A 26081-nucleotide genomic window follows, 5' to 3' on the forward strand; every position below is an offset into this window, starting at 1 on the left:
TCGCCGGGGAGACTCCCCCGCCGGCCCCATGGCGGCACCGAACGTCCTTGGACCGAGGCCGAGTTGTCACCGAGCGGTGAGCAACGGTGAGCAACGGGGGGTGGGAAGCGCGGCCCGCTACCGGTACTCGCGCAGCCTGGCCCGCACCCCGAACGCGGTGAGGCCGAGCGCCAGCAGCAGCGCCCCGCCGGCCAGCACCGCCGTGGTGCCGTCGAGGTCGTCGTCGGTCGCGGCGACCGCCCGGTCCATCGCACCCGCGTTGATCGCGATGGTGTCCCCGATCGCGGTGCCCAACTGCCCGAAGTCGTAGTCGGACTGGCCCTTCGACAGCCCGGTGTTGAGCGTGACCGCCTCCTTCAGCCTCCCGGCGTCGCGCAGCTCGCGGATCCCGCGGTCGGTCCGCTGGTACTGCTGGAAGGCGTCCAGCACCCGCTCAGCGGCGTCCTGCTCGCCCGCGAAGGTGATGTTGTGCAGCTCGCTCCCCAGGTAGCCGCCGAAGGGGACCGCCGTACGGTCCGCGCGGTGCCGGGCGGCGGCGTCGGCCAGCCGGGCGCCGTAGTCCGACAGTGCCGCCCCGTCGAGGCGGACGATCGCCTGCGCCTTGTCGAGGAAGCCCTGCTCGTAGGCGGCGGCGCGGCTCGGGTCGGTGAGGTAGCGGCTCTCGTCGGCGTTCATGTCGTACGCCACGGCGCGGGCCCGGCTGAGCGCGATCACCGAGTCGTAGGCGTTGCTCTTGGCCGTCACCAGGCGGTCGTCCGCACGGCCCGCCAGGGCGAGCGCGGTCACCAGCGCCACGCCGGTCAGCACGGTGACGGCGGCCAACGCCGGGCTGAGGACCCGCCGGTAGCGCACGGCGAGGGCGCGCTGGAGGCCCAGCAGCGCGGCCAGCGCGAGCAGGCCGACGGCGAGCAGCCACCACCAGCCGCCGCCGAGCGCCCGGCGCTGCCCGGAGTACACCTGCTCGACGGTGGCCTCGTTGGCGGCGGTGACCTGGTCGGCGGCGGGCAGCAGCTGTTGGCGCAGCAGGTCGGTGGCCTGCCGGTAGGTGTCCAGGGCGGCCGGGGAGGGTTGTCCGGCCGGTGCCTTGGCCTGCTCCTCCAGCAGCCGGGCCTGGGCCACCAGGGCCTCGTAGCCGCCCAGTCGGCCGAGCACCAGCTGGACGGCGCGCTGCCCGGCCGGATCGTCGGCGGCGGCCTGGGCAGCCTGCTGGAGGTCGTCGTCGGCCTGGGCGCGGCGCTGCTCGTAGGCGTCCAGGGTCTGCCGGCGCAGCGCGGTGTAGTCGGGGTCGGCGCCGACCAGCAGCAGGTTGGCGGCCTGGGCGTCCATGTCGCTGAGCGCGAAGTAGAGGTCGGCGGCGCGGGTGGCCTGCGGGGCGGCCCGGTGGCCGATGGTGTCGGTGCCGTCGCGGGCTCCGCCGAGCACGGCGGTGGCGGTGGCGCCGAGGGCGAGCAGGGCGGCCAGGCTCAGTGCGGTGAGGCCGCGGACCAGGCGCGGGGTGGTCCAGTAGGACCGGCTGCCCGTCCTGCGGACGGCCCGGCCCAGGCGGGTCGGGGCACCCGGCGCCTTCCCGGCTCGGCCCTCCTCGGCCCGTTCCTCCCGGCCCCGGCCTTCCCCGGCGCGGCCCTCCCCGGCAGGGTCGTCCTCCCGCGGGGCGCTCGCCCGGTGCTCCATGGAGGTCGTCATGACCACCCGTCCCTTCCCCCGTCGCACGGTCTGCCGACGCCCCGGCCGGAACCAAAGCACAGAACCGTTTCTCCACTTCCGCCGCGCGACGCTAGTGCCGCGTCACCGGCGACGAGGTGCTCCCTGACACCTCCTTGACGCCGCCGGGCACCGTTCTTGACGCGCTCTTGGCGCGCCCTCCCGGTGCCCGGCAGCCGTCACCCTCCGGCGAGGGCCGGGCGGCTCAGCCCTGGCCGGCCCTGCCGCCGCGATTCGCGCCCTCCTTCCGACGGGCCCTCTTCTTACGGGCGCGCTCGGACACGGCGGTCCTCCTCGTGGACGTCGGGTCGGCCCGGTTCAGGCCGCCCGGCCGACCAGCTGGTCGGCAAGCCTCGCCAGCCGCTTCAACGAACGCTCCTCCTGGGCGACCAGCGCCGTCTGCGCGACCGAACCGCCGTCGTAGTAGGCGCCGTTGGCGACCGCCACGCCCGGCAGGCAGAGCCGGACCACGGCCGCCGCCCCCTCCGCGGCCGGCGCGCCCGTGCGCCCGTACAGCGGCAGCAGCGCGGTGGCGCACTGGCCCGGGTTGAGGCTGACGGCCGTGATGCCGGAGCCGGCCGGTGCCATCTCGGCGGTCGCCATGGTGAGCGCGAGCTGCGACTGGGCGTACACGGCGACCCGCGAGTACCTCTTCGTCCGGTGCGGGTCCGCCCAGTTCATCGAGGCGGTGCGGTGCAGCGAGGAGGAGACGTTGACGATCCGGGCGTCGCCGGCCGCCGAGAGCGGCGCCCGCAGCAGCCGCGCCAGCAGGTGCGCGGCCAGGAAGTTGACCTGGAGCGAGACCTCGTTGCCGTCCTCGGTGAGGGTGCAGCGCTCGGGTGCCATCGCCGCGGCGTTGTTCACCAGCAGGTCCAGCGCCGGGTAGTGCTTGACGACCGTGCCGGCCAGCGCGGCGATCTCCGCGAGGTGGGTGAAGTCGGCTGCCAGTTCGACGAGTTGGTCCCGCCGGGCGCCCGCGGCGACCAGGCGCTCGACGGCCGCCTCGGCCTCGGCGGCGGTCCTGGCGTGCACCAGCACGGTGGCGCCCAGCCCGGCGAGCAGCCGGGCGGTCTCCCAGCCGATCCCGGAGGAGGCCCCGGTGACCAGGGCGGTGTGGCCGGACAGCACGGTGCCGGACATTGCGGACACGGCGGAGATGGACAGGACGGAGTCGGACATGACCGTTCCCAGGGTGCGTGGCACCGCCGGCCCTGACCGGACCGGGGGTGCGGGCTCAACTGGCCCGATGGAATGAGGAGAAGAGGAACGCCGAGCGCCTTCTACGGATCGCGACGGCCCCCGGACGAGGCCCGCGCGCGCCCGCCCCCGCCCCCGCCCGCGCCGCGACGGCGCCGGGACGGGGTACGGCGCGCACCGTGCCCTCCGGCGGGGAGGCGCGGATCAGCGCACGGCGATGACGGCCACGGCAGCGCGGACCGTCGGCCGCCTATGCGGCGGACGGTCGTGATGGCGTACCGGGCGGTTCATGCTCCTCATCCAACCGACGCTCCCCCACCCGGGCAAGCGCCGCGCCGACGCCCTGACGAATCCCTGACGCGGCCCCGCCGCGCGGTCACCGCCCCTGGGGCCCGGGGCGCCCGGAGCTCCGGCCTACAGCCAGTTCCGCTTCTTGAACACCAGGTACAGCCCGGTGCACACCAGTGCCATCAACCCGATCGCGAACGGGTAGCCGAAGGCCCACTGGAGCTCCGGCATCGTCTCGAAGTTCATCCCGTACACCGTGCCGATCAGGGTCGGCGCGAAGAGGATGGCCGCCCAGGAGGAGATCTTCTTGATCTCGTCGTTCTGCACGTGCCCCGCCTCGGCGAGCTGCTTCATCTCCTCGTTCTGCCGCTGCGAGACCAGCGTCGCGTTGACGGTCAGGATGTTCTGGAGCATCTGCCGGAAGCCGTCCACCCGCTCGGCGGCGTAGGTGGCGTGGTCGGCGACGTCGCGCAGGTAGCGCTGGAGCTCCTCGTCGGTGCCGTACTTGCCGAAGCCCGCCTCCAGGCTCTTCATGATCTCCAGCAGCGGGCGGGTGGCCCGCTGGAACTCGATCACCTCGCGGGACAGCTCGTAGATGCGGCGGGAGACCTGCGGGTCGCCCCCGAACACCTCGGTCTCGATCTCGTCGATGTCGTGCTGGAGGCCGGCGATCACCGGCGCGTAACCGTCCACCACGGCGTCCAGCACCGCGTACAGCACCGCCTCGGGGCCGAGCGCCAGCAGCTCCGGGTCGTCCTCCAGGCGGCGGCGCACCGCCGACAGGTCCGGGGCCTGGGAGTGCCGGACGGTGAGCACGAAGTCGGGACCGACGAAGAGGTGGATCTCGCCGAAGTCGACCTCCTCCGCCTCGTCCAGGTAGCGGGCGGCGCGCAGCACGACGAACAGGGTGTCGCCGTAGCGCTCCAGCTTCGGCCGCTGGTGGGCGACGATGGCGTCCTCGACGGCCAGCTCGTGCAGGTCGAACCGGTCGGCGGCCTCCAGCAGCTGCGCCTCGGCGGGGCGGAACAGGCCGATCCAGGCCATCGTGCCGGGCCGGTCGGGCAGCGTGCGGTAGATGTCGGCGAGGTCGGTGGGCGCGTCTATCCGGCGGCCGTCGCGGTAGACCGCCGCGTCCACGACGGAACGCTCCAGCGTCACCGGTTCGACGGGCTGGTCGGGGCGCGGGTCCATCGAGTGCTCGGGCGCCGGCTGGGTGTCCGAGGGCCGGACGACGGAACGGGAGAACGGACGCTTGCTCGCGCGCACGGCGCGCACACGCCAGTCGGACATGGCGGAGACCTCCACGGGGGATGCCCGGCCGCCGTACGGGAACACGGCGGACCGGAGGCGCCCGGCCGGCCGCCACGCGCACGGCGCGACCGGCGGCGCCTCGCCGGGAGGACGAGGTCAGTGCCGCGCGGGAGCCGTACGGGAGGAGGTGTGCCGGGGGCTGCGAGTGGTGCGGGACAACCGGGGGCGGGGCCGACTTCGACCCGTACTACTGCACTCCACGGCTCTCACCTCCTCGGCTCCGCGCGCTCACGCACCGGGAGGGGCGCCAGCACAACCCCGCCGAGTCTAGTACCCGTACGCCCCGGCCTCCGACCAGGGCCCCGGGCCGGGCACGCGTCCACCGCCCGCACCGGTGTTCCACGGAGCGCCCGGCGCCGGCCCCGCTCCCTCTCAACGGCCCCGCCGGGCAGGGTTGTTCGTCCACAGCGAAGCCGTCACGAATCGGCGACCACGCCACTACGCTACGTGTCATGACTTCTTCGAAGAAGGCCCCGGGGCGGGGTACTGCGGTGGTGGTCGGCGGCGGACTCGCGGGGCTGGCGGCCGCCTGGGCGCTGCGCGGGATCGCCGAGCGGATCGTCGTGGTGGAGCGCGACCGGTACCCGGCGGGGACGGAGTTCCGGGCCGGGGTGCCGCAGGGCCGGCACGCCCACCTGGTGCTGGAGGCCGGGCACCAGCTGCTGGACGAGATGATGCCCGGCATCAAGCAGCAGCTGATGGACGCGGGCGCGCAGCGGGTGGCCGCCTCGGACGTCAGGTGGCTGTGCTCCGCGGGGTGGCTGGCCGAGTACCCGGCGCAGATGGCCTTCCTCTCCTGCACCCGGCCGCTGCTCGACGCGTTCGTGCTGGACCGGGTCCGCGCCCACCCCGCGATCGAGTTCCTGGAGGGGACGGACGTGGTCGGGCTGCTCGGCTCGGCGACGGCGGTGACCGGGGTGAAGGTCCGCGAGCGCGGCCCGGAGCGCGGCGAGGTCCGGGAGATACCGGCCGAGTTGGTGGTGGACGCGGCCGGGCGCTCGACCTCGGTGCCGAAGTGGCTGGCCGAACTGGGCTGCCCGCCGGTGCCCGAGGAGCGGGTGGACGCGGGCGTCGCGTACGCCTCCCGGATCTTCCACCGCCCGGCCGGGTCCGACCTCGGCGACCAGGCGGTCTACCTCCAGACCAAGGCCCCGGACGCGCAGCGGATGGGCGTCCTGCTGCCGGTCGAGGGCGACCGCTGGATCGTCAGCCTCGCCGGGATGCGCGGCGCCGAACCGGCGGCCGGCCCGGAGGGGTTCACCGAGCACCTGGGACAGCTGCGCGACCCCCTCCTGCACGAGGTGCTGCAGGGCGCCGAACCGGCGGGCGAGGTCCGGGGGTTCCTCCCCGGCCCGGGCGTGCGCCGGCACTACGAGCGCGGCGGCCCGGACGGGCTGGTGGTGGTCGGCGACGCCGCGAGCACCTTCAACCCGGTGTACGGCCAGGGCGTCACCGTCGCCCTGTTCTGCGCCCGGGAGCTGCGCCGCTCCGCGAAGCGGCACGGCGGCATCGGGCACGCCGCGGCCCGGGCCGCGCGGCGCGCCGTCGCCGCGGCCTCCGCGGTGCCGTGGATGATCTCCTGCGCCGAGGACGCCCGCTTCCGCGCCACCGCCGGCGCGCCCTCCGGGGCCCTGGTCGGGCTCCAGCACCGGTTCTTCGACAAGGTGCTGGCCGCCAGCACCCGGGACCCGGCGGTCACCGCGGCGTTCCACGAGGTGATGTCGCTGGTGGCGCCGCCGTCGCTGCTGTTCCGGCCGTCGGTGCTCGCGGCGGTCCTGCGGGCCTGAGGGGGCACGGGAACGAGGGGCCGGCGCGGCGCTCCGGGCTTGGGGGGCGCGGCGCCGGCGCGGCGCTCCGGAGCGCTGCATCCCGAGGTGCGTAGCGCTCCGGAGCGCTACGCCCCGAGGTGCGCGGCGACGTACGGCAGCGCCACCTGCTCCAGGCCGCGCAGGCCGAAGGCGGGGTGGACGTTGACCTCGAAGACCACGCCGCCGCTCTCGGCCGCGAGGTCCACCCCGGCCAGGTCGAGCCCCAGGGAGGCGGCCGCCGCGACGGCCGACTCCGCGAGCCCGTCCGGCAGTTCGGCGTAGTCGAGCACGGTGGAGACGGCCCCCCGGCTCTCGTTGCAGGGCGCGTCCGGGTCCGCCTGGACGTGCTCGACGACCCGGACCACACGCCCGTGCAGCACCACCACCCGGTACTGGTGGCGGCGCCCGTCCGGGAGGATGTTGCGGGCGTCACGGGCGAGCAGCCAGGGCGCCCGCGCGTAGTGCCGCGCGGCGGCGTCCAGCTGGGCGCGGGTCGTGACGTGGAAGACGTCGTCGCCGCCCATCCCGACGCAGGGCCGGGCCCAGACGTCGCCGCCGAGTTCCGCGAAGGCCTCGGCGGCGGCCTCCGGGCTCGGCTCGCGGAGCGCGATGCTGGGCATGTGCGGCACGCCGTCCCGGACGAAGCGGGCGACGGTGAGGTCCTTCTCGGTGGCCGCCCGCCATGCCTGGGCGTCGGTGCCGAGCGAGCGGGCGCCGAATCCGCGCAGCCGCCGCTGGAAGCCCTCGAACGCGCGGCGCCGGTGCGGCGGGATCTCGTAGACGATCACCGTCTCGGCGGTCACCGTCCGGCCGCCCGCCTCCAGTCGGAACCCGCCCGCGTCGTCGGCCTTGATCTGGCCGCTGCCGCCGGTCAGGAAGTGCCGGGCGTCCAGCTGTACGGGTTCCCGGCCGGTCAGCGTCCGGGCGGCGGCGGCGAGCACCTGCCGACTGCCTTCGGTCGAGCTGTGATCGGTCAGGAGTACGAGATCGCGTCGGGGCATGCGGACATGCAAGCGAGTGCGGCGTGGCCACGACAAGGCGGCCTCGTGCGCCATCGGCCCGGCGGGGTGGCCGAAACCGGGTATCCGCAACCGTGCCGCCCCGCTCCGAGCCGTCCGCTTCGTCGCCCGGATAATTCGGATGCGCCCGCTCCGCCCGCCCGATAGCCTGCCCGACATGTCTACGCCCCGAATTTCCTAGCTCGCGGACCCACTTCCACGCCACCCGTGTGTCCGCAAGCTTTTTCGGAGCGTTATCCCATGATCACCACCCGTGGTGTCGACGTGCGCGTCGGCGCCCGCCTGCTGCTGTCCGACGTCACCCTGCACATCGCCCCCGGCGACCGGATCGGCCTGGTCGGCCGCAACGGCGCCGGCAAGACCACCCTGCTCGCCACCCTGGCCGGGCAGCTCGCGCCCGCCGCCGGCACGGTCACCCGGACCGGGGCCGTCGGCTACCTCCCGCAGGACTCCCGCGCCGCCGACCCGTCGGCCACCGTCACCGACCGCGTCCTGTCCGCCCGCGGCCTGGACGCCGCCGTCCGCGCCGTGCGCGCCGCCGAGGCCGCGATGGCCCGGGCCGGGTCGCCCGCCGAGGAGCGCCGGGCGATGGACGCGTACGTCCGGGCCGAGGCCGGGTTCCAGTCCCGGGGCGGCTACGCCGCCGAGGCCGAGGCGGCCCGGATCGCGGCCGGGATCGGCCTGCCCACCCGGGTGATGGACTCCCCCGTCGGCACGCTCTCCGGCGGTCAGCGCCGCCGGGTCGAACTGGCCCGCATCCTGTTCGCCGACCACGGCACCCTGCTGCTGGACGAGCCGACCAACCACCTGGACGCCGACTCCGTCGCCTGGCTGCGCGGCTTCCTCGCCACCCACCGCGGCGGACTGGTCCTGATCAGCCACGACCTCGGACTGCTCGAGGAGACCGTCAACCGGGTCTTCCACCTGGACCCGCAGCGCGCCACGATCGACGTCCACAACACCGGCTGGCAGACCTACCTGGCCCAGCGCGCCGCCGACGAGCGCCGCCGCACCCGGGAGCGCGCCAACGCCGAGCGCAAGGCCGCCGCCCTGCACACCCAGGCCGACCGGATGCGGGCCAACGTCGCCACCGCGACCACCGCCCGCAGCATGGCCCGCCGGGCCGACCGGATGCTCGCCGAGCTCGAACCCGTCCGGCAGGCCGAGCGCACCGCCCGGATCCGGCTGCCCGAGCCCGCCCCGTGCGGCCGGATGCCGCTGGGCGCGATCAGCCTCGCCAAGTCCTACGGCGGCCGGCCGGTGCTGACCGGCCTGGACCTCGCCGTGGACCGCGGCAGCCGGCTGGTCGTGCTCGGCCCGAACGGAGCCGGCAAGACCACCCTGCTGCGCGTCCTGGCCGGCCGGGAGGCCCCGGACGCCGGCCGCGTCGTCCCCGGCACCGGCCTGCGGCTCGGCTACTTCGCCCAGGAGCACGACACCCTCGACCCGGCGCTCAGCGTGCGCGACAACCTCGCCGCGGCCGCGCCCGGCCTGACCGACGGCGAACTGCGGCACGTGCTGGGCGCGTTCCTCTTCCGCGGCGACGACGCCGACAAGCCGGCCGGGGTGCTGTCCGGCGGCGAGAAGACCCGGCTCGCCCTGGCCGCCCTGGTGCACTGCGGCGCCAACGTGCTGCTGCTCGACGAGCCGACCAACAACCTCGACCCGGCCTCCCGCACGGAGGTCCTGGCCGCGGTCGGCGGCTACCCCGGCGCGATCGTGATGGTCACCCACGACCCGGACGCCATCGAGGCGCTCCGGCCGGACCGCGTGCTCCTCCTCCCGGACGGCGACGAGGACCTCTGGCACGACACCTACCTGGACCTGGTCACGCGGTCCTGAGGGTTGGTGCCCGCCCGCCGGGCTTCCTCCCGGCGGGCGGGCGGGCGGGCCGGCCCGGCCCGGCTACGGCTTGCGCGCCTCGATCAGGAAGCGCGCCGAGTGGGCGACGAACGGCCCGTCGGCGCGGATCCGCCTGTCCAGCTCGCGCAGCCGGTCCCGGTGGGCCTCGACGGTGAACCCCGGGACCATCCAGACCACCTTGCGCAGGAAGTACACCACCGCGCCGATGTCCCGGAACTCGGTCCGCAGCCGCTCGGACCGCAGGTCCACCACCTCCAGCCCGGCCGCCCGCGCCTCGGCACCCTCCACCTCGGGGCGGCGGCCCTCCCGTGCCTCCGGCTGCGGCCCGAGGAAGTACTCGACCAGCTCGAAGACCGACGCCGGGCCGACGTGCTGGGCGAAGTACGTGCCACCGGGGCGCAGCACCCGGGCGATCTCCGTCCACCAGGCCCGCACCGGGTGCCGGCTGCTGACCAGGTCGAAGGCCCCGTCGGCGAACGGCAGCGGCGGCTCGTCCGGGTCCGCGACCACCACCGCGCCCAGCGGGTGCAGCAGCCGCGTGGCGCGGGCCAGGTTGGGCGGCCAGGACTCGGTGGCCGCGAGCACGGGCGGCCGCCCGCCCAGCCGTACGGCGCCCGCGAGCACCTCGCCCCCGCCGGTCTGGACGTCCAGCGCCGCCGTCGCCGCCCCCAGCCGCCCGGCCAGCAGCCGCTGGTAGCCCCAGGAGGGCCGCTCCTCGGTCGCCCGGCCCTCCAGCCAGGAGAAGTCCCAGCCGTCCACGGACACGGACTCCGCCTCGGCGATCAGCTCTTCGAAGGTACGCATGTCCGCATCATGACGGCGGGTCCACCGCCCGGCCAGCGGATTCCCTCGGCCGAGGCGCCGCCGGCTACTGCATCGGCCGCGGCTTCCGAAAATTGATGACGGATCCTCATATTCCTGTGGACGAGGCTCGATTGGCCCCGACAGAACCTTCACGCGATGTTGGGGAAATCTCACCTCGGCGGAGCCCGGAGCTAACGTCGTGGTTACACACCGTCGGTACGCTGGGGGACAACGGTGATCGGCAACGGACCCGAGGGGAGGCGGCGGTGACGGCACGGCGCATCTCGCGCGGCAAGCGGCTCGCCCTTCTCTTCGCCGCGCTCGTCTCGGCCCTGTTCGCCGTCCTCGGGACCGGTGCCCAGGCGTACGCCGCCGAGCCGCTGCCGAAACCCGCGGCAGCTGCCGAGGGGGACCCGACCTGCAAGGCCCACCACGCCGCGGAGTCCCTGACCGGCCGGGCCGCGGTCCGCCACCGCGCGTGCGGCGGCACGGCCGTCCGCACGGCCCTCCTCGCCCCGGTCGGCACCGGCGTCGCGGCCACACCCGCCACGGTGCCCACCGGGCCGGTACCGGAAGCGAACGGGTCGAGACCGGCCGCGCTCGCGCGCCTCCAGGTGTTCCGCTGCTGACAGCTCCCGCGAGCTGACGCTCCCCGCACGCGATCCGGCGCGCGCCCGGTACGGGCACGCGCGGCCCCGCCATGCCCTCGGCCGGCGATCCGCGGCCCGGACCGGCGCACCGCTCCGCCGCACCCGCGTCAGCCCGCCGCTGCCCCACGACAGCAGCTCCCCGCCCGGCACCACCCGGGCGGGCAGAAGGAGACCTCTCATGCAGTCCCTCGTGACGCACGCCCGCGTCTTCCCGCACCGGCTCGCCACCAGCGGCCACGACCTCGGCCGGCTCTCGGCCGGGCAGGCCCCCGAAGCCCTGTTCATCACCTGCTCCGACTCCCGCGTGGTACCGGCCCTGATCACCGGATCCCGCCCCGGGCAGCTGTTCGAGCTGCGCACCGCCGGGAACATCGTCCCCGCCTACGACACCACCGCCCCCAGCGGTGAGGCGGCCACCATCGAGTACGCCGTCGACATCCTCAGGGTCCCCGACATCATCGTCTGCGGGCACTCCCACTGCGGGGCCATCGGTGCCCTCGTCCGGGCCGAGGACCTGGCCCCCGTCCCCGCCGTGCGGACCTGGCTCGAGCACGCCGCTCCGCCCACCCGCCACCTCGCCCCCGTTCCGGCCCACGACCAGGAGGCGGACGTCGCGGGGCCGGTGCAGCGCAACGTGCTCGCCCAGCTCGACCGGCTGCACACCTACCCGGGCGTGACCCGCCGCCTGGCGGAGGGCACCCTGCGCCTGCACGGCTGGTACTACGAGGTGCACACCGGCACCGTCCTGGCCGGCTCGGACCGGGGGTTCCTGCCGCTGTGAACACGCCCTACCGCAACCGCATCCCCGACCGCTCCGGGCTCCGTGGCCGCAACCGGGTTCCCGACGGCTCCGGGTCCCGTGGCCGCAACCGGGTTCCCGACGGCTCCGACCCTTCCGCCGCGTCCGCGCCGCGCGGCCCCTTCGCGCACTGGCGCCAGGACCTGCCCGCCTCGCTGGTCGTCTTCCTGGTGGCCGTCCCGCTCTGCGTGGGCGTCGCCGTCGCCTCCGGCGTGCCGGCCGAACGCGGCCTGATCACCGGCATCGTCGGCGGCCTGGTCGTCGGCCTGCTCCCCGGCAGCAGCCTCCAGGTCAGCGGGCCGGCCGCCGGACTGACCGTTCTCGTCTACGACGCCGTCCAGCAGTTCGGGCTCGCCTCCCTGGGGCCCCTCGTCCTCACCGCCGGGGTCCTCCAGGTCACGATGGGCCTGCTGCGGATGGGCCGCTGGTTCCGCGCGATCTCCCTGTCGGTCGTCCACGGCATGCTCGCCGGGATCGGTCTCATCCTGATCCTCGGCCAGCTGTACGCCGTCTCGGGCCGGTCCGCGCCGGGCACCGGCCCCGCCAAGGTGGCCGGGCTCCCCGCGCTGCTCGGCGACTGGCTGACCGGCCGGGCCGCGATGACCGCCGTCCTCATGACCGCCGCCACGGTGGCCCTGCTGATGTGCTGGAAGAAGCTGCCCGGCCCCGTCCGCGCGGTGCCCGCCCCGCTGGCGGCGGTCGCCCTCGCCGCCGGTGCGACCGCGCTGTTCGACCTGGACGTCCCCAGGGTGGACGTGGACGGCCTGCTCGGCGCCGTCGCCGTCCCGACCGCGGACGGCTTCGGGGCCGTCGCGAGCGCGGCGGGCCTCGGCACCGTGCTCGCGTTCGCCGTCATCGCCTCCGCCGAGAGCCTGTTCAGCGCCGCCGCGGTCGACCAGATGCACGACGGACGCCGCACCGACTACGACCGGGAGCTCACCTCCCAGGGCGTCGGCAACGCCCTGTGCGGGCTGCTCGGCGCGCTGCCGATGACCGCCGTGATCGTCCGCAGCGCCGCCAACGTCCAGGCCGGCGCCCGGACCAGGACCTCCCGCGTCCTGCACGGTGTCTGGCTGCTGCTGTTCGCCGCGCTGCTGCCCGCCGTCCTGGGGCTGATCCCGCTCGCCGTCCTCGGCGGCGTCCTCATCCACGCCGGCGGCAAGCTGATCCCGCTGCGGCAGGGCGCGGCCCTGTGGCGGGCACACCGCGGCGAGGTCGTGGTGCTGACCGCCACCGCCGGCGCGATCGTCGTCACCAACCTCTTCGAGGGCGTACTGCTCGGGGTGGCCCTCGCCGTCGCCAAGAGCGCCTGGCAGACCTCCCGGTTGCACATCGATCTCACCGACGACGGTGACGGTCGACCGCTGCAGGTCCGGCTGAGCGGCAACGCCACCTTCCTGCGGCTGCCCCGCCTGCTGGACACGCTGGAGTCGCTGCCGACGGACCGCGCGGTCGACCTCGACTGGAGCGAACTGCGCCACCTCGACCACGCCTGCCGCAGCGCCCTGCTCACCTGGGCCGACCAGCACACCGCACGCGGCAGCACCGACGTGCGGCTGAAGCCGCCACTGGTCATGAGCGCCTGACGGTCGGACGGACGGCGGGTGGGCGGGGCGGTTCACGGAGCGCCCCGCCCACCCGCCGACGCGCCCTCGCGGAGCAGCCCGCGGCGGTTCACCGAGCCGACCGTCGACCGTCGCGGTGTCCCGGCCGGCGCCGGCCGGGCGTTCCGCTACCGTCCGGACTCCTCCGCCCCGACCCCGGCGGTGACCTCGGCCAGCTGGTCGAACGTGCGGTTCAGTACCGACCGGCGATCGTCCTTGTAGCCCGGGGAGGGTTCCAGGTCGTCGACGGTCCGCTCCCAGACGGCCATGAACGCCGCCTTCCAGCCCGTGATCACGTCGGTTTCCGGCAGCTGGTGGACACCGTGGCCGGCCCGCGCCATGACGTACAGCAGCTCCAGATTGCACGGCACGGCGACGCCCCAGTACTCGTCCGGTTCGAGCTCGACGGGATCGCCGGCCATCGCCTCGGCGACCTCGGTGACGAGCCGGTCGATGAGGACCGACAGGTGGTCCAGCGCCGTGTCGCTCTCGAAGTTCCCACTGCCCCACGTGCCCACGAGGTCTCCTCTGAAGGGTGCCGCCGTCTGTCCCCGCCATCGAAGCAGGCGGCACTGACACCGCCGGGCGGCCCGTCCGGTCGCGGCGACGGCTCAGGCGACGGTTCTGGCTCCGGCTCGGGCGACGGCTCGGGCTCGGGCTCGGGCGACTGCTCGGGCTCCGGCTCCGGCTCCGGAGACACCGACAGGGCCTTCCGGCGGCCGAGGGGCCGGACCGCTCAACGGGCCCACGCTCCCCCGTCGTTCGACCGCTCACCCCGGCCCGCCACGGATTCGGACACCGCGACGAAGGCCCGCACGAGGGGGCGGTCGTCTCCCCGGCGGGTGGCCAGGAAGACCCGGCTCACGGCGGAGGGCCCGTCGAGTTCGAGGCTCCGGGCGCCCTCGGGAAGCAGCGTGGTGACGCTGTGGGGGGCGATGGTGACACCCAGGCCGGCGGCGACCAGCATGGTGATGGTGTGCCAGTTCGAGCACTCCTGCGCGACCCTGACCTCGTTGCCGGTGTCCCGGATCGGCCGGGTGTTCACGTCGAAGGCGCGGGCCCCCGCCGAGCGCGGGAAGAGGATCAGGGGGTCGGCGGCCAGCGCCGCCGGTTGCACCCGCTCCCCCCGCGCGGCGGGGTGGTCGGCGGGGACGACCGCGACGAACCGTTCCGTCGCCAGGAGCGCGAGGTCGATGTCGTCGCGCTCCTCGGCGTCCCGGACGATCCCGATGTCGGCCGTGCCGCGTTCCAGGGCTGTCAGGACGTCGACGGTGAAGCCGTCATGCAGCCTGACCTGGACGTCCGGGCGGCGGAGTGAGAAGGCGCGGAGCCGTTCACTGACGATCGCGGTGGCGGAGGTGATGAAGGCGACGTCCAGGCGGCCCGCCTCGCCGCGGCCGACCCGGCCGGCCTCGTCCAGATCGGCGGCCAGCCGGCCCAGGATGTCCCTCGCCCGCGGCCGGAACGTCACCCCGGCGTCCGTGAGGCGGACGCTCCGGGAGGTCCGCCGGAACAGCTCGACACCGACGATCCTCTCCAACTGCCTGATCTGCTGGGACAGGGCCGGCTGGGCGATGTGCAGCAGCCGCGCGGCACGACCGAAGTGCAACTCCTCGGCCAGCGCCAGGAAGTACCGCAGGTGCCGGAGCTCGATTCGCTGATCCATATCTCCAGCCTATGGATGGCGGCCGGCGTACGTATTGGACACCTGGGTGGGCACGGCCGCAGGCTGACGTGGTGCCATCCAGGGAAGGAACCCGCCCCGTGCCGTACGCCTCAACCCCGCCCGTGGTCTCCTCGATCGCCTCGCCGAGCGACGCCGAGGCGTTCCGCACGCTGAACGAGGAATGGATCGCGCGACTGTTCACCCTGGAGGAGGCGGACCGGGCCGTGCTCGGGGATCCGTTCGGCCGCATCGTCGACCCGGGCGGCGACGTGCTCCTGGCCCGCGAGCCGGACAGCGGAACCGTCGTGGGCTGCGTGGCGCTCCTGGCCCACCCCGACGCCGTGTTCGAGCTGGCGAAGATGGCCGTGGACCCCGACGCGCAGGGGCGTGGCATCGGCCGCCTGCTCGTGGCCGCCGCGATCGACCGGGCCCGCGAACTCGGCGGGACCAGGCTGTTCCTCGGCACCAACAGCAGGCTGGCCCCCGCCGTCCACCTCTACGAGGACGCCGGGTTCGTCAGAATCACCCGCGACCGGCTCCCGGTGGCCGACTACTACGCCCGCGCCGACATACTGATGGAACTGGGCTGAGGCCCGTGCCGCCCGTCCGTACCGCCCGCGCCCGCGCCTGCGCCCGCGCCCGCGCCCGCGGTGCGGACGGACGCGTGAACGGAGGAGGTCGGCATGGACGGTGGTCACCACGGTCGTGACGGCGGTGACTCGTGGCCCAGCGGTGCCGTCGTCGGCGGCGACGGGACCTTCGGCAGCGGCGGGCCCTTCGGCAGCGGCGGCGGCCGTGGCAGCGGCCCGGCAGCCCACCGGTACGATCACGGCCCGGGGTTCGGGAGCATCGAGGAACGTGACGCGCCCGGTGCGCGCGAAGCACCTCAGGACGGGGGGACGGCCATGGAGTTGCCCGACGGGATTCGTACGGAGATCAGGGCCCTGTGCCAGGAGGGTGATGCGCTGGTCGGACTGGGAGAGTTCGCCGAGGCCAAGCAGCGCTACCTCGAAGCCCTTCGGCTGCTGCCGGGCGACCACCGCACATGGGCGGCCGCGACCTGGATCTACGTCGCGATCGGAGACGTGCACGTCCGACTGGGCGTCCACGACAGGGCCTACAAGTGCTTCCACAACGCGGTCCAGTGCCCCGACGGACTCGGCAATCCGTACGTCCACCTACGGTTGGGTCAGACCGCCTTCGAGCTGGGCGACCACGACCGCGCCGCGGACGAGCTGATCAGGGCCTTCATGGGAGGCGGGCCCGAGATCTTCGAGGAGGACGACCCCAAGTACCTCGGGTTCCTGAGGACTCGGGCCGACCTGAACCGCCCGGGCGCCGTCACCTCCTGACAGCCTGCCACCGGGCGAGCCACCCGGAACCCCACCCCTGACCGCCCGGGGCCGGGCAGGAACCACGACGACGTCGAGCCCGGTCCGAGCCCCGCAGCGGCCGCTACGCGCCCGGCCGACGCCGTCGGCAGCTCCTCGGACCTGGGCCGGCCGCCGCCCGATCTCGCCTGGCACCCGGGCCCGGTGGGCCCGGCGTCGGCTGGCCCCACCGGCTCACGGTCCGACGCTTCCTGCTGCGCGGTCAGCTCATCAGCACACTGAACGCCCTCCCGCTACGCATGCTCGGCAGCCCCCGCGCCCAGCGGGTTCAGCAACCACGTGGCGCGGTCCGGGTTCGGCGACCAGGGCTCGGTGGCGACGAGCACGGACGGGCGCCCGTCCAGCCGCCCGGTGCCCGCGAGCACGTCGCCGTCACCGGTCTGGACGTCCAGACTCCCTGCCGCCGTGCCCAGCCGCCCGACTGGCACCACCGGTAGCCCGCCCGGGGCCTCCCAGCCAGGAGAAGTCCCAACCGTCCACGGACACGGCCTCGACCTGGGCGTCGACGACCAGCTGGCCGAAGGCGCACTCGTCCGCATCGGTCCGCATCACCGCAGCGTAGGCGCCGTCCTGCCGGTGGATCGGCCGGCCGTCCAGCGGCCCCCGTTCCCCGCTCCCCGCCTCTCGGCGGTTCCGTGACGGCCCCGAAAAACGGGTACTCACCGCCGGTACGGCCGCGCCATGATGGCGCCGCGGCGGACCGTTGCCGCTCCCGCCGACGCCCCCTGGAGGTCCTGACACCATGAGCCAGTCCGCCCTCGGCCGCTTCTACGACGATTTCGCCGACGACTACCACCTCCTCTACGCCGACTGGAACGCCTCGCTCGCCCGTCAGGGCTCCGCGCTGGACGCCGTGGTCCGCGCGGCTCTCGGCGACGGCCCCGCCGAGGTGCTGGACTGCGCCTGCGGCATCGGCACCCAGGCGATCGGCCTGGCCGCCCTCGGCCACCGCGTCACCGGCACCGACCTCAGCCCGGTCGCCGCCGCCCGCGCCACCGCAGAGGCCGCCGAGCGCGGCCTCCGGCTGCCCACCGCCGCCGCCGACATGCGAGAACTCCCCTTCCCGGACGGCCGGTTCGACGTCGTCGTCTGCGCCGACAACGCGCTGCCTCACCTGCTCACGGCCGAGGACGTCCGCGCCGCGCTCGGTGAGATGCGACGGGTCCTGCGCCCGGGCGGACTGCTCCTGGTCACCACCCGCCCGTACGACGAGCTGCGCCGCACCCGGCCCGCCTCCACTCCGCCGCAGACCGCCGAGCACGGCGGCCGACGGTCGGTCCTCTTCCAGCTCTGGCAGTGGCACGAGGACGGCGAGCGGTACGACCTGGAGCTCTTCCGGCTGCTGCCGGACGAGGCCGACGAGTGGCGGGTCGCAGTCCGCCGCTCCACGTACTGGGCGCTCACCCAGGACGAGCTGAGCGCCTTCGCCGCCGAGGCCGGCCTGGCCGGCATCCGCTGGGAGCAGCCCGCCGACACCGGCTTCTTCCAGCCCGTCCTGATCGCCCGGACGCCCTGACCTGCGCGGACGCAACGGCCTGCCGTGGCAGGGCCCTTTTGCGCCTCCACTTTTGCCGATCCATGTTAATTTTTACTCATGCGAGTAAATCCTGACTCCTCTCCTGACGCCCCCGCCTCCGGCCGGAGCGTCACCACTGATGCCCGACGCGCCCAGATCGTCGCCGCCGCGATCGGGACCGTCGCCGAACTCGGCTACGCCCGGGCCTCGTTCGCGCAGATCGCCAAGCGGGCGAAGCTCTCCAGCGTGCGGCTGATCTCGTACCACTTCCAGGACAAGGAGGACCTCTTCCAGGCCCTCGTCGACTCCGTCCAGGAGTCGGCGCAGGCCTTCATGCAGCCGCGCATCCATGCCCGGCCCGCGCCCGCCGCGCAGCTGGCCGCCTACATCGAGGCGAACCTGGAGTTCCTGGCGGAACACCCGGTCGAGGTACGGGCGCTGGTGGACGTCCTCGCCAACGCCCGCCGGGAGGACGGCAGCCCGCTGGTCAGCTCCGCCGGCTTCGACACCCCCGTCTCGCTGCTGGTCCGACACCTGCGGGACGGACAGCTCAGCGGTGACTTCCGGCCGTTCGACCCCGAGGCGATGGCCCTGGCGATCCGTGCCTCGATCGATGCGGCCGCCAACCGCCTGTCCGCCGGGGACGACTTCGACGTCCGCGCCTACGGGCGCGAGCTGGTCACCCTCTTCGCCCTCGCGACGGGGACCGAGGCCGGGGCCGGGACCGAGGAGACGAAGTGACCCTCCACGCCGCCCCGCGCCGAACCGCCCTCCTCTTACCCCTGCTGATCGATCTCGTCCTTCCTCTCGCCGTCTACTACGGGCTGCGCTCGGCAGGCGCGGACCAGTGGTGGGCCCTGCTGTGGTCCGCCGCCGTACCCGCGGTCACCGTGGTGGTACGGCTGGTCCGAACCCGCCGCGTCGACTTCCTGGCCCTGCTGATCCTCAGCATGATCGCCCTCGGTCTGGTGCTCTCGATTCTCACCGGGGACGCCCGCACCCTGCTGATCCGCGAGGCCTGGACGGGCATGCTCGGCGGGCTCCTCGGGATCTGGCTGCTGGCCTCCGTCGGCTACGGGCGCCCGGCGCTGATGGTGGTCTTCCGCTCCTTCGTGCAGGCCAAGGCGGGCGAGGACGGGCTGCGTGCCTGGGAGGGACGCTGGGAGCAGGACTCCGCGTTCCGTCACGGCGTCCGGGTGCTCACCGCGGTCTGGGGCGCGGCCAGCCTGCTCAACGCCCTTGCCCAACTGGCCTTCGCGTACCTCCTTCCCATCGACACCGCCCCGGCGGCCATGAACCTGTGCTGGCCGGTGATCGCCGCGCCGCTGCTCGTCTTCCACCTCCGGTACACCAGGCGCCACGGCCTGCGGGCCTGACCGGAACGGGGCCAGGCCGTCCGCGCTTCCTCCACTACCCGCCCAAGGCCACCACCGCCTCCGCGACCCGGCCCGCGCCGTCCTCCTTCGCCAGGGCGCGGGCCGCCTCCTGCGCCCGTTCCCGCAGTCGCCGCTCCTCGACGGCCTGACGGATGGCCTGCGCCAGCCGGTCGGCGGTCAGGTCGGCGAACCGGACGGGAGCGGTGGCGGCACCGAGCCGGCGGAGCCGGTCGGCCCAGAACGGCTGGTCCGCCGTCACCGGGACCGGGACGCTCGGCACGCCCGCGCGCAGCGTCGCAGCCGCCGTGCCCGCACCCGCGTGGTGCACGACCGCCGCCATGCGCGGGAAGAGCCGGGCGTGCGGCAGTTCGCCGACCGTCAGCACGTCGTCGCCCTCCCCGGCGATCCCGGCCCAGCCGGCCTGCACCACGCCCCGGGCTCCCGCCCGCCGCAGGGCCTCCACCGTCAGGGCGCTCAGCCGCTCGCCCTGCCCCGCCGCCATGCTGCCGAAGCCGATGAACACCGGCGGCGGCCCGGCCCGCAGGAAGTCCTCGACCTCGGCCGGGAGGCCGTAGTCCTCCGCCACGTACGGCCACCAGTTGCCGACCACCCGCAGCCCCTGCCGCCAGTCGGCCGGGCGCGGTACGAGGGTCGGGCTGAAGCCGTGCAGCACCGGCCAGTGCGCCCGCTCCACGGCCCGCCGGCGCGCGGTCTGGGAGAGCGCCGGGAGGCCCAGCCGCGACCGCAGCCGGTGTGCGGCCCCGGCGTGCAGACGGTCGACGACCCGTTGGCCGAGCGCTCCCGCCGCCCGGTTGCCCCAGCTCCCCAGCGAGCGGCCGCCCCCGACGACCGGCGGGAACTCCCGCGTCGGCAGCGTGGGTTGCAGGTAGACCCCGATACTGGGGACGCCCATCGCCTCCGCGAGGTGCCAGCCCAGCGGCGCGGTGGTGGTGCTCAGCAGGAGTAGATCGGCTCCGGGCGCGGCGGCGTCCGCGAGCCCGTCACCCAGTTTCCCGATGAACGCCGCGGCCCGCGCGAGCAGTTCGGAGCGCCCGCCCGTCGGACCGGTGCCCGCCCCGCGCGGATCGACCGGGAGCGGGCGGAAGTCGAGGCCGCTGCCGGCCACCAGCTCGCGGAAGGTCTCGGGCGCCGCGAGCGCGACCTCGTGCCCCGCACCGCGCAGGTACGCCCCGAGACCGGTGTAGGGGGCGACGTCGCCGTGCGATCCGGCGGCCGTGACGAGGATTCTCATCGAGCCTCCTCCTCGGGGTCGCTCCCGCTGCGCCGCTCGGCGTTGGCGCCGATCGCCGCACGCAGGTAGCCGGCCAACCCCGGGCGCTGCTCGGCCGGCGGGACGACGAGGGCGAAGGCGCGGGCGTCCGCCTCGTAGTCGTCGGCGATCCGGCAGTGCATCTCCGGCGGGCAGGGCGTGAACCACCGGGTGATGTGCTGCCGGTGCTGCTCGGCGAGGTCCAGCACCGTCCGGTGGTCGACCGGCAGTGCCCGGTCGAAGGCCTCCAGCAGTCGGCCGCGCCACTCCGCGGCCTCCGCCATCAGCTGCCGCCAGTCCTCCTTGGAGTGGGTGGCGGCGCGGGCCAGGGCCTCCTGGTGGCTGTCCCGCTCGCCCCACTTGACGTGGGCGTCGGCCGCGTAGCTGAGGTCGAAGACGACGTCCCCGAAGACCTCGAAGCGCTCCTCCGGACTCAGCTCGACCCCGGTGCGCTGGACCTCGATGGCCCGCTCGGCGACGTCGACCAGCTTCTGCAGCCGGGCGATCTGCTCGGTGAGGGCGTGTCGTCTCGCCAGCAGGTGGTCGAGGGCGTTGGCCTGCGAGTCCGCCAGGATGTCGGCGATCTCGTCGAGCGGGAAGCCGAGTTCCCGGTAGAACAGGATCTGCTGGAGCCTGGCGAGGTCCGCGCCGTTGTAGAGCCGGTAGCCGGCCGGGCTTCGCTCACTGGGCGTGAGCAGCCCGGACCGGTCGTAGTAGTGCAGGGTCCGGATCGTGACCCCGGCGAAGCCGGAGACCTGGCCCACCGACCAGCTCATGCGTCCCTCCGATCATCCGTGCGTTCGCTGCGCCCCCACCGTGCGGCCTGACGTGGGGTAAGGGTCAACACGCGCAGCTCAGGGGCCTGCTCCGGATGCCGGACGGCGTCCTCGGTCAGGTCTCGCGCTGCGGGTGGTAGGCGGTCTCGGGTATGCCGAAGGTCCAGGCGACCCCGGCTCGCGCGGTGCGGGTGCTCGGGGGGACGCGCAGCCAGTAGGTGCGGTGGGTGCCGTCCGGCTCGGGCGTGGAGTTGACCACCTCGACCATCACCACCGGCTCGTCGTCGGGCAGGACGATCCGCCAGAGCACGCCGGTCTCGTCCCGGTGGACGGGCTCGGCGCCGGAGTCGGCCAGGTAGCGCTCGTAGCCGTAGTGCTCCAGCAGGACGCGGCGCAGCTCGGCGTTCTCCTCGGTGCGGATCCGCTCGGCCGTCACCTCGGCCAGGCCGGCCAGGAACTCCGGCGGGACGGGCATGCCGCGCCAGGCGTGCAGGGCGAAGCCGTCGGCGTACTCCAGGGCGGGCCCGTCCGCCCGGTCGAGCCGCCCGGCCTCGTCGCGGTGCAGGCCGGTCGGCCGTTCGCTGAGCAGGGCCACGTCCCGGTACGGCCACCACCAGCCGACCTCCCGGGCCAGTTCGGCCAGTGGTGCGACGGCGTCGGCGCTCGCCCCGGCGGCCTCGAAGGCGGCGAACCACGGCGCGTCGTGCTGGCCGCGCACGGCGTCCAGCAGGGCGAGCCGGACGGTGGTGCGACGGGCCCGGGCCTCCTCGGCCACCGCGGCGTCGGCCTCCCGGTCGGCCTCGGGGGCGAGCCGGTCGAGCACCGCGTTGCGCAGCCGGTCGGCGAGCGGGGTGGTGACCGGGCCGAGCTCGCCCCCGGTGAGCGCCCAGTGGCCCGCCCACCCGGCGGCGCCGACCTGCTCGACGGCCCGCCGCCTGGCCTCCTCCCAGGGCTTGGTGCGCACGGCCTCGCGCACGCTCTCCGCCCCGGCGGCCCGCAGCTCCAGCGCCGCCCCGGTCGCGGCGAGCGGCGAGCCGAACCACCGGATCGCCGTGGGCTCGGGCAGCCCGGCCGCCCGGTAGGCGGCCCGGACGGCGCGCTCGGCCGCCGCCCGGTCGCCCGCTCCGGTGGCCGCCGCGGCCGACCGCCAGCGGGCCGTCACCTCGACCGGCCCGGGCAGCTCCCGCGCCTGCGCCCGGTCGCCGTGGACCTCGTCGTGGATCACCGTCTCCATCCCTGCTCCGTTCCCGGCCGGGCTCCCCGCCCGGCCGTCCGTTCCCGTTCCGTGCCGCGGCCACGGCCGCGCTCCACCCTCGTGTCCGCACCCGCCCGCCGACCCCCGTACGGCGGGCGGAGCGGTCGTCAGTCCGCGACCATCCGCACCGCACCCGGCACGTACTCGCGCTGGCGGACCACCCGGTACCAGCCCTTGGGCAGCGGTATCGCCGCGTGCTCCTCGTGCACCACCCGGCCGCCCTCGGGCAGGTGCAGCCAGCCCGCGCCGAACGGCCCGGTCTCCCGGCGCAGCACGCCGGGGCCGACAACGGCGTGCGCGTGCCCGGTGACCTCGCCGAGCGCGAGCACCATCCGGCCCCGCGCGTCCCGGGGCTGCACGGCCAGCTCCACCACCCTCGGCGGCACCGCGCCCTCCTCTACCGGCACGATCAGCACATCGCCCTGGCGGTACATCAGTCCTCCCTCGCCGTACGGAGGGGCTCCGGCGGACGCCGGAACCCATGGCTCCGCCGCGTCCGCCGCGGTCACTCTCCGGAGCCAGGACCCGAACATAGAGCAAGGGTCTGACAACGCGCCCGGGCGGCGACCCGGCCGCCGGATTGTCAGTCCCGGCTGGTAGACAGTTGTTCGGCCCAGACCCCAGAGGAGCAGCGCATGACTGTCAACGACCACATCGAGCGGTTCCACGGCCTTCCCGTCTTCGACTTCGTGGAGGCCTTGGAGGAGGCCGAGGAGAAGGGCGGATCGGGCGCCCTCGAACTGCCGGACGCGGCCTCGGCCGCCTGGCGGGTCAAGCTCGACTACGAGTCCGAGGCGACGTTCGCCGAACGCTGGGAGCAGTTCCTCGGCGCCGTCGACACCGAGCGGGTCACCGCCCTGGTGATCGGCCAGTGGTCCCCGGAGGAGCCGGAGGGCTTCCAGGAGCCGATGGAGGCGATCGTCGCCGCCGCCGGCCGGCTGCCCGCCCTGCGCGCCCTGTTCGTCGGCGACATCACCTTCGAGGAGTGCGAGATCTCCTGGATCCAGCAGTGCGACATCACGCCGCTGCTGACGGCCTTCCCGCGGCTGGCCGAGCTGGTGGTCCGCGGGGCCTCGCAGGACTGGGACGGCAAGGGCGGTCTGGCCCTGAAGCCGCTGCGGCACGAGGCGCTCGAGGCGCTGCGCTTCGAGGCCGGCGGCCTGCCGGGCTCGGTCGTGCGCTCGGTGGCCGGCTGTGACTTCCCCGCCCTGGAGCGGCTGGAGCTCTGGCTGGGCGTGGACAACTACGGCGGCGACGCGACGATGGCCGACGTCGCGCTGTTCCTGGACGGCACCCGCTTCCCCAGGCTGCGCCACCTCGGCCTCCAGAACAGCGAGTTCCAGGACGACATCGCGGCCGCCGTGGCACACGCGCCCGTCGTCGCCCGGCTGGAGTCGCTCAGGCTCTCCATGGGTGTGCTGACCGACCAAGGCGCCACCGCACTGCTGGAGGGCCAGCCCCTCACCCACCTGCGCTCCCTCGACCTGCACCACCACTACCTCACCGAGGAGATGCAGCAGCGCCTGCGTCAGGCCCTGGCCGGTGTCGAGGTCGACCTCTCCGAGCCCGGCAAGCCCGACGACCAGTGGCGCTACGTGGCCGTGGCCGAGTAGTCGTCAACGCCCCGCGCCCGCCTGATCGCCCGACAGCCCGACCGCCCGCGTACTCGCCCACCCCGACCGACCAGGATCCGACATGTCCATCTCCCGCCACATCGAACGCTTCCACGAGCTGCCGATCCACGAGTTCGCCCCCGACGACACCCGGCCGCGGCCCGCCGCCGACAGCGTCGCCTGGCGGCTCGCCCTCGCGTACCGCTCCGAGCAGGACTTCGCCCAGCTCTGGCAGTCCTTCCTCCAGGACGTCGATCCGGCGAGCGTCCGTGCCCTGGTGATCGGTCCCTGGTGGAACGGGGCCGAGGGCTACGGCTCCGTCGGCCCGGTGATCGAGGCCCTCACGGCCGAAGCCGGGCGCCTGCCCGCCCTGGAGGCGCTGTTCCTCGCCGAGGTGACCTACGACGAGTGCGAGGTCTCCTGGCTGGTGATGGACGACGTCACCCCGCTGCTGGCCGCCTTCCCCGCGCTGAAGTCGCTGGCCGTGCGCGGCGGTACGGACCTCGGCCTGGATCCGGTCCGTCACGACGCCCTGACCAGCCTGCGCTTCGAGTCCGGCGGACTGCCGGCCACCGTGGTGCGCGCGGTGGCCGCCTCCGAGCTGCCCGCACTGGAACGTCTGGACCTCTGGCTCGGCGTGGACGAGTACGGCGGTGACGCCACGATGGACGACCTGGCGCCGTTCCTGGACGGCTCCCGGCTGCCGGAGCTGCGCCACCTCGGGCTGTCCAACAGCGAGTTCCAGGACGAGATCGCCGCCGCCCTCGCCCACGCCCCGATAGTGGCCCGGTTGGAGTCGCTCGACCTCTCCATGGGCGTGCTGACGGACGAGGGCGCCACCGCCCTGCTGGAGGGCCAGCCCCTCACCCACCTGAACTCCCTCGACCTGCACCACCACTACCTGAGCGACGCGATGCAGGAGCGTCTGTCCGAGGCCCTGCCCGGGGTCGGGCTCGACCTCGACGAGGCCGAGGGTGACGACCCGGACGACGAGGACGACCGCTACGTCTCGGTCTCCGAGTAGACGGGCGGCGGAGGCGATGACCGTGCGACTGACCGTCCTGGGCAACCCGGGGCACCGACGGGTGACGCTCTTCGCGGCCGCCGCCCGGGCCGCCGGGCTGCCCGAGCCCGCCGTCCTGCCCTGGCTGGACGTGCTGCGCGGCCGGTACCGGCTGCCCGAAGGCGGTCTGCTGCGCATCGAGTCGCCCGGCGAGGAGCCGGAGGTCGACCGGCTGCTGCGCGGCCAGGCGCTCGGCCCCGGCTACGCCCCGACCAGGGTCGAGGGCACGGCCGTCTGGTACGCGGGGGTCATGGCCGCGCTGCGCGGGCTGGCCGCCCGACCCGGCGTACGGCTGCTCGGCGATCCGGAGGAGATCGCCGTGATGTTCGACAAGCGCCGTACCCACGCGCTGCTCGCCGGGGCCGGGGTGCCGGTGCCCAGGGCGCTCGGCGGCGAGGTCACCGGCTGGGAGCACCTGCGCGGGCGCCTCGCCGAGGCCGGCCTGCACCGGGTCTTCGTCAAGCCGGCGCACGGCTCCTCCGCCTCCGGGGTGATGGCCCTGGAGTTCGGACCGCGCGGGCAGCTGCAGGCCACCACCTCGGTGGAGCTGGCCGACGGCCGGCTCCACAACTCGCTGCGGGTGCGCCGCTACCGCGGCGAGCGGGAGGTCGCCGCGATCGTCGACGCCCTGGCACCGGACGGGCTGCACGTCGAGCAGTGGATCCCGAAGGCCTCGCAGTCCGGGCGCTCGGCGGACCTACGGGTCGTGGTGGTCTCCGGCCGCGCCACCCACGCCGTGGTGCGCACCAGCGGCCAGCCGATGACCAACCTGCACCTCGGCGGCGCCCGCGGCAGCCTCGACCAGGCCCGGGAGGCCGCCGGGCCGGCCTGGCCGGGCCTGCTGGAGACGGCCGAGCGCGCGGCGGCCTGCTTCCCCGGCTCACCGATGGTCGGCGTCGACGTGCTGCCCACGACCGGCTGGCGGCGCGCCCTGGTCGGCGAGGTGAACGCCTTCGGCGACCTGCTCCCCAATCTCACCGGCCTGCCCGGCGGCCCCGCCGAGGGCCTCGACACCTACGGCGCCCAACTGGCCGCGCTGACCGCCCCCTCCCCGTCGTCGCCCGCGGCGACGGACCACCAGATCACGGAACCCGCTCGATGAACCACCCGA

Annotated in this window: 25 protein-coding genes; 13 read left to right on the forward strand and 12 right to left on the reverse strand. The window is 74.8% G+C overall.

Annotation, left to right across the window (positions count from 1 at the left end; translation table 11 throughout):
- Positions 1-117: 117 nt before the first annotated feature.
- The 3 genes from AMK13_RS29460 to AMK13_RS29470 all read right to left on the reverse strand — a co-directional run bounded on the left by AMK13_RS29460 (position 118) and on the right by AMK13_RS29470 (position 4476).
- On the reverse strand, positions 118-1683 hold the full coding sequence (locus AMK13_RS29460) for a hypothetical protein (RefSeq protein WP_143204658.1): 1566 nt from the start codon (positions 1681-1683) through the stop codon (positions 118-120).
- A gap of 336 nt (positions 1684-2019) precedes the next feature.
- Positions 2020-2841, reverse strand: coding sequence for an SDR family NAD(P)-dependent oxidoreductase (locus AMK13_RS29465; RefSeq protein WP_074004970.1), 822 nt, complete (start codon positions 2839-2841; stop codon positions 2020-2022).
- Positions 2842-3312: 471 nt separating this feature from the next.
- Positions 3313-4476: a magnesium and cobalt transport protein CorA gene (locus tag AMK13_RS29470; protein ID WP_049654602.1), complete on the reverse strand. Its 1164-nt coding sequence runs from the start codon at positions 4474-4476 to the stop codon at positions 3313-3315.
- 473 nt (positions 4477-4949) lie between these two features.
- Here AMK13_RS29470 and AMK13_RS29475 point away from each other — a divergent pair, with 473 nt between their 5' ends.
- The gene (locus AMK13_RS29475) at positions 4950-6284 is read left to right on the forward strand and encodes an NAD(P)/FAD-dependent oxidoreductase (protein ID WP_074004821.1); all 1335 of its coding nucleotides are present in this window, start codon (positions 4950-4952) and stop codon (positions 6282-6284) included.
- Positions 6285-6391: 107 nt separating this feature from the next.
- Here the strand turns inward: AMK13_RS29475 and AMK13_RS29480 are convergent, their stop codons facing one another.
- Positions 6392-7306, reverse strand: coding sequence for an ATP-grasp domain-containing protein (locus AMK13_RS29480; protein WP_074004822.1), 915 nt, complete (start codon positions 7304-7306; stop codon positions 6392-6394).
- A 258-nt stretch (positions 7307-7564) separates the two neighbouring features.
- On the opposite strand from AMK13_RS29480, the gene AMK13_RS29485 reads away from it, so the two are divergent.
- Entirely contained in the window at positions 7565-9166 is a 1602-nt protein-coding gene (locus AMK13_RS29485; RefSeq protein ID WP_198959463.1) for an ABC-F family ATP-binding cassette domain-containing protein, read from the forward strand.
- Positions 9167-9229: 63 nt separating this feature from the next.
- Here the strand turns inward: AMK13_RS29485 and AMK13_RS29490 are convergent, their stop codons facing one another.
- Positions 9230-9991, reverse strand: coding sequence for a class I SAM-dependent methyltransferase (locus AMK13_RS29490; protein WP_074004823.1), 762 nt, complete (start codon positions 9989-9991; stop codon positions 9230-9232).
- Between the two features lie 266 nt (positions 9992-10257).
- Between AMK13_RS29490 and AMK13_RS29495 the strand changes: the two genes are divergently transcribed.
- From AMK13_RS29495 to AMK13_RS29505, 3 genes are all read left to right on the forward strand, one after another.
- Entirely contained in the window at positions 10258-10620 is a 363-nt protein-coding gene (locus AMK13_RS29495; protein ID WP_074004824.1) for a hypothetical protein, read from the forward strand.
- Positions 10621-10819: 199 nt separating this feature from the next.
- Positions 10820-11422 carry a carbonic anhydrase gene (locus AMK13_RS29500; protein ID WP_049653421.1) on the forward strand — a complete coding sequence of 201 codons (603 nt, stop codon included), beginning with the start codon at positions 10820-10822 and terminating at the stop codon, positions 11420-11422.
- Positions 11419-13026, forward strand: a complete 1608-nt coding sequence (locus AMK13_RS29505; RefSeq protein WP_443333958.1) for a SulP family inorganic anion transporter — start codon at positions 11419-11421, stop codon at positions 13024-13026. The genes AMK13_RS29500 and AMK13_RS29505 overlap by 4 nt, the downstream gene beginning before the upstream one ends.
- A gap of 146 nt (positions 13027-13172) precedes the next feature.
- On the opposite strand, the gene AMK13_RS29510 is transcribed toward AMK13_RS29505, so the two are convergent.
- Together AMK13_RS29510 and AMK13_RS29515 are read right to left on the reverse strand one after the other, a co-directional pair.
- Positions 13173-13562 carry a DUF4259 domain-containing protein gene (locus tag AMK13_RS29510; protein ID WP_074004825.1) on the reverse strand — a complete coding sequence of 130 codons (390 nt, stop codon included), beginning with the start codon at positions 13560-13562 and terminating at the stop codon, positions 13173-13175.
- Positions 13563-13780: 218 nt separating this feature from the next.
- Positions 13781-14710: a LysR family transcriptional regulator gene (locus AMK13_RS29515; RefSeq protein ID WP_074004826.1), complete on the reverse strand. Its 930-nt coding sequence runs from the start codon at positions 14708-14710 to the stop codon at positions 13781-13783.
- A 98-nt stretch (positions 14711-14808) separates the two neighbouring features.
- On the opposite strand from AMK13_RS29515, the gene AMK13_RS29520 reads away from it, so the two are divergent.
- Together AMK13_RS29520 and AMK13_RS29525 are read left to right on the forward strand one after the other, a co-directional pair.
- Positions 14809-15300 carry a GNAT family N-acetyltransferase gene (locus AMK13_RS29520; protein ID WP_074004827.1) on the forward strand — a complete coding sequence of 164 codons (492 nt, stop codon included), beginning with the start codon at positions 14809-14811 and terminating at the stop codon, positions 15298-15300.
- Between the two features lie 315 nt (positions 15301-15615).
- Entirely contained in the window at positions 15616-16062 is a 447-nt protein-coding gene (locus AMK13_RS29525; RefSeq protein WP_074004973.1) for a tetratricopeptide repeat protein, read from the forward strand.
- A gap of 272 nt (positions 16063-16334) precedes the next feature.
- On the opposite strand, the gene AMK13_RS29530 is transcribed toward AMK13_RS29525, so the two are convergent.
- Positions 16335-16532, reverse strand: a complete 198-nt coding sequence (locus AMK13_RS29530; protein ID WP_074004828.1) for a hypothetical protein — start codon at positions 16530-16532, stop codon at positions 16335-16337.
- Between the two features lie 311 nt (positions 16533-16843).
- Between AMK13_RS29530 and AMK13_RS29535 the strand changes: the two genes are divergently transcribed.
- The 3 genes from AMK13_RS29535 (at position 16844) to AMK13_RS29545 (ending at position 18993) form a co-directional block, all read left to right on the forward strand.
- Complete coding sequence (locus AMK13_RS29535) at positions 16844-17617, forward strand: class I SAM-dependent methyltransferase (RefSeq protein WP_074004829.1); 774 nt, start codon at positions 16844-16846, stop codon at positions 17615-17617.
- A 78-nt stretch (positions 17618-17695) separates the two neighbouring features.
- Complete coding sequence (locus tag AMK13_RS29540; RefSeq protein WP_074004830.1) at positions 17696-18358, forward strand: TetR/AcrR family transcriptional regulator; 663 nt, start codon at positions 17696-17698, stop codon at positions 18356-18358.
- Positions 18355-18993, forward strand: coding sequence for a VC0807 family protein (locus tag AMK13_RS29545; protein ID WP_049653406.1), 639 nt, complete (start codon positions 18355-18357; stop codon positions 18991-18993). The genes AMK13_RS29540 and AMK13_RS29545 overlap by 4 nt, the downstream gene beginning before the upstream one ends.
- 34 nt (positions 18994-19027) lie before the next feature.
- Here the strand turns inward: AMK13_RS29545 and AMK13_RS29550 are convergent, their stop codons facing one another.
- From AMK13_RS29550 to AMK13_RS29565, 4 genes are all read right to left on the reverse strand, one after another.
- On the reverse strand, positions 19028-20245 hold the full coding sequence (locus AMK13_RS29550; protein ID WP_074004831.1) for a glycosyltransferase: 1218 nt from the start codon (positions 20243-20245) through the stop codon (positions 19028-19030).
- Positions 20242-21039 carry a MerR family transcriptional regulator gene (locus AMK13_RS29555; protein ID WP_074004832.1) on the reverse strand — a complete coding sequence of 266 codons (798 nt, stop codon included), beginning with the start codon at positions 21037-21039 and terminating at the stop codon, positions 20242-20244. Before AMK13_RS29555 ends, AMK13_RS29550 begins: the two co-directional genes overlap by 4 nt.
- Positions 21040-21154: 115 nt before the next feature.
- Complete coding sequence (locus AMK13_RS29560) at positions 21155-22273, reverse strand: DUF6745 domain-containing protein (RefSeq protein WP_241853083.1); 1119 nt, start codon at positions 22271-22273, stop codon at positions 21155-21157.
- A 128-nt stretch (positions 22274-22401) separates the two neighbouring features.
- Positions 22402-22728, reverse strand: coding sequence for a hypothetical protein (locus tag AMK13_RS29565; RefSeq protein WP_074004833.1), 327 nt, complete (start codon positions 22726-22728; stop codon positions 22402-22404).
- 201 nt (positions 22729-22929) lie between these two features.
- On the opposite strand from AMK13_RS29565, the gene AMK13_RS29570 reads away from it, so the two are divergent.
- From AMK13_RS29570 to AMK13_RS29580, 3 genes are all read left to right on the forward strand, one after another.
- Positions 22930-23907, forward strand: a complete 978-nt coding sequence (locus tag AMK13_RS29570) for an STM4015 family protein (RefSeq protein ID WP_074004834.1) — start codon at positions 22930-22932, stop codon at positions 23905-23907.
- 82 nt (positions 23908-23989) lie between these two features.
- Positions 23990-24931, forward strand: coding sequence for an STM4015 family protein (locus AMK13_RS29575; RefSeq protein WP_049652830.1), 942 nt, complete (start codon positions 23990-23992; stop codon positions 24929-24931).
- Between the two features lie 16 nt (positions 24932-24947).
- Positions 24948-26072, forward strand: a complete 1125-nt coding sequence (locus AMK13_RS29580) for an STM4014 family protein (RefSeq protein WP_074004835.1) — start codon at positions 24948-24950, stop codon at positions 26070-26072.
- The last annotated feature ends 9 nt before the right edge of the window (positions 26073-26081 follow it).

The sequence above is a fragment of the Streptomyces sp. CB02056 genome (assembly GCF_001905545.1).
Taxonomy (GTDB): Bacteria; Actinomycetota; Actinomycetes; order Streptomycetales; family Streptomycetaceae; genus Kitasatospora.